9 protein-coding genes are annotated in these 9,242 nt (G+C 42.1%); 8 read left to right on the plus strand and 1 reads right to left on the minus strand.

Translation table 11 applies throughout. The annotated features are described in order from the left end of the window. The first annotated feature begins 113 nt into the window (after positions 1–113). The 6 genes from hemA (at position 114) to hemL (ending at position 6,516) form a co-directional block, all read left to right on the plus strand. Positions 114–1,457, plus strand: a complete 1,344-nt coding sequence (hemA, locus tag V7266_RS17585) for a glutamyl-tRNA reductase (RefSeq protein ID WP_335469513.1) — start codon at positions 114–116, stop codon at positions 1,455–1,457. Between the two features lie 12 nt (positions 1,458–1,469). After that, positions 1,470–2,303, plus strand: coding sequence for a cytochrome c biogenesis protein (locus V7266_RS17590; protein ID WP_335469515.1), 834 nt, complete (start codon positions 1,470–1,472; stop codon positions 2,301–2,303). 14 nt (positions 2,304–2,317) lie between these two features. Further along, positions 2,318–3,256 carry a hydroxymethylbilane synthase gene (gene hemC / locus V7266_RS17595; RefSeq protein ID WP_335469517.1) on the plus strand — a complete coding sequence of 313 codons (939 nt, stop codon included), beginning with the start codon at positions 2,318–2,320 and terminating at the stop codon, positions 3,254–3,256. Further along, entirely contained in the window at positions 3,249–4,034 is a 786-nt protein-coding gene (locus V7266_RS17600; protein WP_335469518.1) for a uroporphyrinogen-III synthase, read from the plus strand. Before hemC ends, V7266_RS17600 begins: the two co-directional genes overlap by 8 nt. A 190-nt stretch (positions 4,035–4,224) precedes the next feature. Beyond that, complete coding sequence (gene hemB / locus V7266_RS17605) at positions 4,225–5,205, plus strand: porphobilinogen synthase (protein ID WP_335469519.1); 981 nt, start codon at positions 4,225–4,227, stop codon at positions 5,203–5,205. 24 nt (positions 5,206–5,229) lie between these two features. Next, complete coding sequence (gene hemL, locus V7266_RS17610; RefSeq protein ID WP_335469520.1) at positions 5,230–6,516, plus strand: glutamate-1-semialdehyde 2,1-aminomutase; 1,287 nt, start codon at positions 5,230–5,232, stop codon at positions 6,514–6,516. On the opposite strand, the gene V7266_RS17615 is transcribed toward hemL, so the two are convergent. Then, a complete protein-coding gene (locus V7266_RS17615) occupies positions 6,509–6,706 on the minus strand; it encodes a hypothetical protein (protein ID WP_335469523.1) in 198 nt (65 codons plus the stop codon). The genes hemL and V7266_RS17615 overlap by 8 nt on opposite strands. A gap of 129 nt (positions 6,707–6,835) precedes the next feature. On the opposite strand from V7266_RS17615, the gene spoVID reads away from it, so the two are divergent. Then, positions 6,836–7,936: a stage VI sporulation protein D gene (spoVID, locus tag V7266_RS17620; protein WP_335469525.1), complete on the plus strand. Its 1,101-nt coding sequence runs from the start codon at positions 6,836–6,838 to the stop codon at positions 7,934–7,936. A gap of 88 nt (positions 7,937–8,024) precedes the next feature. Beyond that, on the plus strand, positions 8,025–9,065 hold the full coding sequence (ysxE, locus tag V7266_RS17625; protein WP_335469527.1) for a spore coat protein YsxE: 1,041 nt from the start codon (positions 8,025–8,027) through the stop codon (positions 9,063–9,065). The last annotated feature ends 177 nt before the right edge of the window (positions 9,066–9,242 follow it).

Below are 9,242 nucleotides of genomic sequence, written 5' to 3' on the forward strand. Positions count from 1 at the left end.
TATTAGCATATTGTTTCATTTTATGTTCACATTTTCCGAGCAAAATTCGAAATTGCTCGTGATATAATTTTTAATAGTTAATACTGTAAACTTTATGGGGGTGTAATAAACAAATGCATATTTTAGTCATCGGCCTTAACTATAAAACTGCCCCTGTTGAAATCCGTGAGCGGTTGACTTTTAATGAAACCGATCTTGTGGAGGCAATTAAACAATTAAACGCAAAAAAGAGCATCCTAGAAAATATTATCTTGTCAACATGTAATCGTACCGAAATTTACGCGGTCGTGGATCAGCTTCATACAGGCCGGTATTATATAAAAGAATTTCTCTCTGAATGGTTCGGTATCGAGCAAGCGGAATTTTCACCGTTCCTCTTTGTTTATGAGGATGAGGGAGCTGTGGACCATTTATTAAATGTAACATGTGGACTAAATTCTATGGTCCTAGGAGAAACTCAGATTCTCGGACAGGTACGAACAAGCTTCTTGTTAGCACAGCAAGAGGAAACGATTGGTTCGGTGTTCAAACACCTCTTTAAACAAGCCGTTACACTGGCAAAACGTGCACATTCGGAAACAGATATTGGTGCCAATGCTGTTTCTGTAAGCTATGCAGCGGTTGAACTAGCGAAGAAGATTTTTGGATCACTTGAGAATAAGCATATTTTAATCTTTGGCGCGGGAAAAATGGGTGAACTGGCTGCTCAGAATTTACACGGCAACGGTGTGAAACAGGTAACCGTGATTAATCGTACCTATGAAAAAGCACAAGCACTTGCAAGCCGTTTTGACGGTAAGGCAAAAAATATTACTGAATTAGAGAAATCACTAGTAGAGGCTGATATCCTCATCAGTTCAACAGGTGCTAAGGATTTGGTTATTTCAAAAGAGTTAATTGCAAAAGTCGAGAAAAAGCGCAAAGGGAAACCGTTGTTTATGGTCGATATTGCGGTACCTCGTGATTTAGATCCAAGAATAGCTGAACTTGATAATGTCTTCTTATACGATATCGACGATTTAGAGGGCATTGTCGAAGCAAACTTGCAGGAGCGTCAAAAAGCCGCATCGAAAATCAGACTGATGATTGAAAAAGAAATAGTTGATTTTAAACAGTGGCTGGGCACGCTTGGAGTGGTCCCTGTTATCTCAGCACTACGTGAAAAAGCACTTGCGATTCAGGCAGAAACGATGGTTAGTCTTGAACGGAAACTGCCAAACTTAAGCGAACATGATATTAAAGTCCTAAATAAACATACAAAGAGTATCATTAACCAGCTCTTAAAGGATCCTATTTTACAGGCGAAAGAGTTGGCGGCAAGACCGGATGCAGAACAGACGATGGAATTGTTTATGAAAATCTTTAATATTGAAGGGCTTGTTCAGGAACAACATTCGAAAGCAGCGAAAACGATTAAAATGCCGGTTGGAGAAGTTCAGGCTTCTTTTCAGTCATAAGGAGTTGTTGCTATGTTTAACACTCTTTTGACAAGGCTTCACGAATTTACAGTTGTTCTATATGCCTTCAGTGTGTTGTTATATTTTTTCGACTTCATTCACCATAACCGGAAGGCAAACCGTATTGCTTTCTGGTTACTTGCATTTGTGTGGATATTGCAAACGGTGTTTCTCTTTTTATATATGACGAAAACAGGCAGGTTCCCTGTATTAACGATTTTTGAGGGGCTTTATTTTTATGCCTGGGTATTGGTAACCTTATCTATAATTATTAATCATTTACTACGAGTGGACTTTATTGTCTTTTTCACCAATATCCTTGGATTCACCGTCATGGCCATCCATACATTTGTGCCCATGCAATACCATTCACAAACGCTGGCAACTAAGCTTGTGTCTGAACTGCTGTTAATTCACATTACGATGGCGATTCTTTCTTACGGGGCATTTTCTCTATCATTTGTTTTTTCATCGTTATATTTGCTTCAATATGATTTGTTGAAACGGAAAAAATGGGGAACACGCTTAATCCGGCTTGCAGATTTGGAGAAACTCGAAAAATTATCCTACATATTCGCTGTCATTGGCGTTCCGATGCTGCTTCTCAGCCTAATATTAGGCCTCCAGTGGGCTTTTCTAAAGGTTCCGGGAATGCCATGGTACGATATGAAAATCATTGGCTCATTCCTGTTACTTTCAGCCTATAGTATTTATTTATACCTGCGGATTGTAAAAAATCTTTCTGGCAGACAATTAGCGATTTGGAATACAGCGTCCTTTTTAATTGTTTTAATAAACTTTTTCTTATTTGGGCGATTATCATCGTTTCATTTATGGTATGCATAACTTAGGAGGCAATCATGAGAAAAATTATTGTGGGGTCAAGACGAAGCAAATTGGCGTTAACACAAACAAATTGGGTGATTGACCAGCTTAAAAAGCTTAATCCCAATTTTGAATTTGAGGTAAAAGAAATTGTCACAAAAGGGGATAAAATCCTTGATGTAACCCTTTCAAAGGTTGGCGGAAAAGGATTATTTGTGAAAGAAATCGAACAGGCAATGCTTAATAAAGAGATTGATATGGCTGTTCATAGTATGAAAGACATGCCGGCTGTCCTGCCTGAGGGGTTAACCATCGGCTGTATCCCATTCCGTGAAGATCACCGTGACGCTTTGATTTCGAAAGGACATGTGAAGTTGAATGACTTTAAGCCCGGTGCGATCATCGGTACAAGCAGCCTCCGCCGCAGTGCCCAGCTTTTAGCACAGCGTCCGGATTTAGAGATTAAATGGATCCGCGGTAATGTGGATACTAGATTAGAAAAATTAGAATCCGGTGAATACGATGCCATTATTCTAGCGGCGGCAGGTTTATCCCGTCTGGGGTGGGCAAAGGAAGTCGTAACCGAATTTATTGATGCTGATATTTGTGTTCCGGCCGTTGGTCAAGGTGCATTATCCATCGAATGCCGTGAGGACGATAAAGAACTGCTAGAGCTGTTTGAAAAATTCACTTGCAAAAAAACAGAAAAAGCCGTTCGTGCTGAACGGGCGTTCCTTCAAAAAATGGAGGGCGGCTGCCAGGTGCCGATTGCCGGCTTTGCACGTGTTGAGGACAATGATGAAATAGTCTTGAATGTTTTAGTCGGTTCACCAGAAGGTCAAGAAATCTTCCGAGAAGAACTTCGCGGACAACATCCGGAAGAGCTCGGGAATCAGGCGGCTGATTTATTAATTAAAAAAGGAGCCAAGGACCTGATCGACCGAGTTAAGCGGGAGCTTGAAGGCCGTGAGTAAAACTGGCGCTTTGCTTGATAAAAAAGTTCTTGTTCCTAGAGGAAAAGGTCAAGCAAAATCATTCTCACAATTAGTCGAAAGGTATGGAGGGATTCCTGTTGAAATCCCTCTGATTGCTTTTCGTCCGATTGCAGGAAATCAACGTCTTCAAGTATGTTTGGAGGCCCTTGATACATACGACTGGATTATTTTTACAAGCAATGTCACCGTCGAAACTTTTTTTTCGTTTTGTGATCGTGATGCTGCTAAATTACCTAAAATTGCGGTAATCGGGAAGAAAACGGCCGAGGTCTTGCAGGAGAGGGGGATTCGCCCGGCATTTGTTCCTTCGGCCTTTGTGGCCGAGGTGTTTGTCGAGGAGTTTATCCCTCTTGTTGGTCCTTATGCAAAGATCTTGCTCCCAAAGGGCAATTTGGCTCGGGAGTATATTGCCGCATCGTTAATGGCAGTGGGGGCCAAAGTCGATGAAGTCGTGATTTATGAGACTTATTTGCCTGAGGAGAGCCGTTTAAAGCTGGCCCAGATGCTTTCAAGGGATGAACTGGATATCCTGACCTTTACTAGTCCTTCGACGGTTGATCACCTCATGGATGTCGTGAAGGAATATGGTTTGGAGGAGCAGTTAAAAAATTGTATAATCGGCTGTATCGGACCTGTTACAGAAAAAAAGCTGCTTGAGTATGGTTTGCAGGTTCACGCCTCGCCTGAACAGTATACCGTGAAGGATATGATGGAGAGCACGGTTGCTTATTTGGAGAATGATGGAAGGATGACTTAACGCCAGTTAACTGAGGCCATGCGCCAGTAAAGTTGAGTTATCCGCCAGAAAACATGAGTAGCGCCAGTAATTTTTGATTATCCGCCACTAAATGGCGGAGGTGCGCCAGAAAGCTGCGGCTATCCGCCACTAAACCGGAGTTATCCGCCAGTAACAATTTTTAACTAAATCATTTGGAGGTATAAATAGAATGGAACTTCAATTTCAACGTCACCGCCGACTACGGACAAGTGCTAATATGCGTGCCCTTGTAAGAGAAAATCACATAAGACCAGAAGACTTCATTTATCCGTTATTTATATATGAAGGCGAAAATATCCGTAAAGAAGTCTCCTCTATGCCGGGAGTATTCCAAGTATCTATGGACAATCTTCAAGCCGAAATGGAAGACATTGTTGCACACGGTATCAAGTCTGTATTACTATTCGGAATCCCAAAAACAAAGGATGCCTGCGGTACGCAAGCCTTTCATGACCACGGGATCGTTCAAATCGCAACCCGTTACATAAAAGAACATTTTCCTGAAATCATCATTGTGGCAGATACCTGTCTATGCGAATATACCGACCATGGACATTGCGGAATGGTGGAAGGCGACAAAATTCTTAACGACCAATCCCTAGACTTACTTGTAAAAACAGCTGTCGCCCAAGCAAAAGCAGGTGCTGACATTATTGCCCCTTCTAACATGATGGACGGCTTTGTCGCTGCAATCCGTGCTGGATTAGATGAAGCAGGCTTTACTGAAATCCCAATCATGTCTTATGCCGTGAAATACGCATCCGCATTCTACGGACCGTTCCGTGAAGCTGCTGAAGGTGCACCACAGTTCGGTGACCGGAAAACCTACCAAATGGACCCGGCAAACCGTCTTGAAGCTTTCAGAGAAGCTGAATCCGATGTGGCTGAAGGCGCAGACTTTTTAATCGTCAAGCCTGGTATGCCATATCTTGACATCGTTCGTGATGTGAAAAACAACTTTAATCTGCCTGTTGTTATTTATAACGTAAGCGGTGAGTATGCCATGATTAAAGCTGCCGCTCAAAACGGCTGGATTGACGAAAGAAATACAGTAATGGAAATGCTAGTGGGAATGAAGCGTGCTGGTGCTGACCTAATCATCACTTATCATGCAAAAGATGCATGCCGCTGGTTAAAAGAAGAGCAATAAACCATTTCGAAAAGAGGGAAAAGAATGCGTTCGTATACCAAATCGATTGAAGCATTTAAAGAAGCCCAACACCTAATGCCTGGCGGTGTCAACAGCCCGGTTCGTGCCTTTAAATCCGTGAATATGAGCCCTATTTTTATGGAAAGAGGCAAAGGGTCAAAAATTTATGATATAGACGGCAATGAATATATTGATTATGTACTTTCATGGGGTCCGCTGATTTTAGGTCATTCCAATGATCGTGTTGTCGAGGCCTTGAAAAAAACAGCTGAATTTGGGACAAGCTTTGGTGCCCCAACGGAATTAGAAACGAAATTAGCACAACTTGTCATTGAGCGCGTACCGTCCATCGAAGTGGTCAGAATGGTCAACTCCGGAACAGAAGCGACGATGAGTGCACTTCGGTTGGCACGAGGCTATACAGGCCGTAACAAGATTTTAAAATTCGAAGGCTGTTACCATGGCCACGGTGATTCATTATTGATTAAAGCTGGCTCAGGTGTCGCTACATTAGGGCTGCCTGACAGCCCCGGCGTTCCTGAAGGGATTGCTAAAAATACCATCACAGTTCCGTACAATGACCTTGAAAGTGTTAAATATGCGTTTGAGCACTTTGGTGAAGATATTGCGTGTATTATCGTAGAACCTGTTGCTGGAAACATGGGATTGGTTCCACCGCTTCCCGGCTTCTTAGAAGGTCTTCGCGAGCTGACAACAGCAAACGGTTCTCTCCTCATCTTTGATGAAGTAATGACCGGTTTCCGTGTCGGCTACAACTGTGCACAAGGTTATTTTAATGTGACTCCTGACATAACTTGTCTAGGCAAAGTCATCGGCGGCGGCCTTCCGGTTGGTGCTTACGGCGGTAAAGCAGAGATTATGCAGCAAATCGCTCCAAGCGGCCCTATTTACCAGGCAGGAACACTTTCAGGGAACCCGCTGGCAATGACGGCTGGTCTTGAAACCTTAAGCCAATTAACACCTGAGCACTATCAAGAATTTATCCGTAAAGGCGATCTTCTTCAAAAAGGCTTTGAAGCAGCGGCTGAAAAGTATGATATTCCGATTAGCTTTAACCGTGCCGGCTCCATGATTGGTTTCTTCTTCACGAACGAAGCTGTTATTAACTATGAAAAAGCCAAGACTTCTAATTTAGACTTCTTTGCGGCCTATTATCGCGAAATGGCGAATCAAGGGGTATTCTTACCTCCTTCTCAATTTGAAGGCTTATTCCTATCTGTAGAGCACTCTGATGAGGATATTGAAAAAACAATAAAAGCAGCAGAGGTTGCTTTCTCGAAACTTAAATAATGTTTATTTCTGCACCCACTTTGTTAAATGTGGGTGTATTTTTTTGGTTTGAAATTGGGTGTAAATGGTAAATCATCCAATAATCGATGAAAATGAGCCAATCAAGTTCAAAAATGAGCCAAACCCGCTGAAAAATGAGCCAATTATCACCTGAAATGAGCCAATCCAATTGAAAAATCAGCCAAACCAAATAAAGAGCCCCTCAATCACAATTCTTTTTCAAGTCAGAATACCATTTTTATCATAAAAAAAAGACTCCACTCATAAAGTGTAACTGACATAGTGATTTTACGTGGAGGATACGAAAGGAGGAGTCGCTTTGTCCCAAGAGAATCAATCGTGCCTGCGATTTTCCTTGGAGGAGTCATTGTGGTTTAGAAAAGGACAGGAAGTCGAGGAACTCATTTCGATTTCCCTAGACCCGGACATCACCATCCAGGAAAACGATCAGTACGTAACCATACGTGGTTCGCTCCAACTAACTGGCGAATATAAAAGTTACGAAGCAAACGAAGTAAGTGAAGAGGAAGGGGTTACCTCTCAAAAATTTGTCGAGAGAGTAGCTGAACTAGAGGAAACGGGATCCTTTGAGTTTTCACATCGGTTCCCAGTCGATATCACGATTCCGAATAACCGGATTCAAAGTATCTATGATATCGACGTCCTTGTTGAGTCATTTGATTATTCCATCCCAGAGCGAAGCTGCTTAAAGCTTTCCGCTGAATTAACGATCAGCGGACTTTATGGAAACGAACAAGTCGAACAACAGCAACAAGAAGAAGAACAAGAGTATGAGTTTCTTCACCGTGTCGAAGAGGAAGAAGAAGTGGAAGTCGAACAACCTGCGGTTCAAAGCAGCTTTGAAAACAACTTCTTGTTTGAAGCGGAAGCAAGGAAACCGCATGAAGATGAAGAGCCAGTAGAAATTTTACCGAAATTTCCTACCTTTAACTATCATCCACAGTTTGAGGAGGAGCAGGAAGAAGAAGAATTTACACCTGCATGGAATCTTCAGGAGGCTAGAAGTGAAGGGAACCAGCCTGCAGAAGTTGAAACACATGAAGTGGTTGTAGTGGAAGATCATGCACCACAGCACCACCATGAGGAAATCATTGTTGCAGAAGTTTCGGAGGAAAGTTCCTCGTCTTCATCAGAAGAGCCGCCAAAAGCAGTGAAAAAGAAAAAGGCAGCTAAGAAGAAAAGTATGACGTTGACAGAGTTCTTTGCCCGTAAGGATGAACGAACAGCTCAAACGAAATTAAAGGTCTGCATTGTCCAAAAAGGAGATACGGTTGCAAGCGTAGCCGACCGCTATGATGTATCTGTTCCTAACCTGCTGCGTGTCAATAATCTTGATTTAAACCAAGATGTATCTGTTGGTCAGGTTCTTTACATTCCTGGCACATTTGCAAAAAATTAAAGCCGAAAAAAAGATGAGCGGGTTGATATAACCTGCTCAGCTTATTTTTACTAAACTTCGCCTTTCATTGAAAGAGAGATGACATCTCATGAGCGATAGGAATCGGTTGGAATCGATTGCACCCATTTTACAAAATTATTTAGTTGAACCTTATTTCGTCGAAGACTACGGAATTGTTCAAAAGGTTTATTCCAATAAAGGCACATTTGCGCTGAAAAAAATCCCACCTACAACAGGAACAGATTTTATCCGTCATGTACACCTGCTCTATCAAAAGGGCTTCAACCGCATCGTCCCCATCTATCCAACCATGGACGGCAGGTATGCTGTTTTACATGACAATAATCTGTATTATTTAATGCCCTGGATGCCCAATCATCAAAAAGAAAACCGTGATCACAAGAATCACGAACTTTTTCGCGAGCTGGCTAGGCTTCATACCCTTTCTGCTAAGGAAGTGACGGTCAGCAAGGAAGAACGGACGGAACATTACGAAACAACCATTCAGCAGCTTGAAAAGCATCAGGAATTTCTTGATGGCTTTATGGATGAATGTGAAAAAAGGACCTATATGTCACCGTTCCAGTTGTTGTATTGCCTTTACTATAGCGAAATCAGTCAGGCACTCCGGTTTTCTAAAACCAAATTTGAGGAGTGGTACGAGAGTACAAAGGATGCCGAAAAGGCTCGCATGGTGATTACCCATGGTAAATTATCATCTGAACATTTTCTTTACGATGACCGGGGGTACGGCTTTTTTATTAATTTTGAAAATGCCCGTTACGGGTCCCCTATCCATGATCTGCTCCCTTACTTATCAAGGGCCTTAAACACACCACCAAAGCGGAGTGATACCGCGATTGATTGGGTGTATCATTACTTTAAATATTTCCCTTATAAAGAGGATGAGAAGTTATTATTCTACAGCTATTTAGCCTTACCCGTTCCGATTATGCAAGTGGTGGATAGCTATTACAAGAAACAAGGAAAAAAGAATGAAATGAAGTTTGTTCGGACGCTGCAGGAGAAATATTGGCACTTGAAAAATTCCGAGTATGTTGTGATGCGGATGACAGAAATTGAGAATCAACAAAAGCAGGCAAAAGAAGGAGCCCAGCAGCAGTCATAATCTGCATGATGGGCTCCTTAAATGATGTCAAAATGGATGGAAACGGCAATCGCGAGGAAGATGGTTAACAGCAATACATCAAATATGGTCGGTAAAATCAGGGTCCGAATAAATTGAAAGATGCTAAAGGGAACAATAAATTGAGCGGCAATTCTACGCGAAGTAATAAACCAGGGA

The organism is Neobacillus drentensis (assembly GCF_036965645.1).
In the GTDB taxonomy this organism is placed as follows: domain Bacteria; phylum Bacillota; class Bacilli; order Bacillales; family Cytobacillaceae; genus Neobacillus; species Neobacillus drentensis_D.

Bases quoted from the DNA above. Each gene is read 5' to 3' on its own strand.
- hemA (WP_335469513.1), top strand. From the start codon at position 114: ATGCATATTTTAGTCATCGGCCTTAACTATAAAACTGCCCCTGTTGAA.
- V7266_RS17590 (WP_335469515.1), top strand. From the start codon at position 1,470: ATGTTTAACACTCTTTTGACAAGGCTTCACGAATTTACAGTTGTTCTA.
- hemC (WP_335469517.1), top strand. From the start codon at position 2,318: ATGAGAAAAATTATTGTGGGGTCAAGACGAAGCAAATTGGCGTTAACA.
- hemB (WP_335469519.1), top strand. From the start codon at position 4,225: ATGGAACTTCAATTTCAACGTCACCGCCGACTACGGACAAGTGCTAAT.
- hemL (WP_335469520.1), top strand. From the start codon at position 5,230: ATGCGTTCGTATACCAAATCGATTGAAGCATTTAAAGAAGCCCAACAC.
- ysxE (WP_335469527.1), top strand. From the start codon at position 8,025: ATGAGCGATAGGAATCGGTTGGAATCGATTGCACCCATTTTACAAAAT.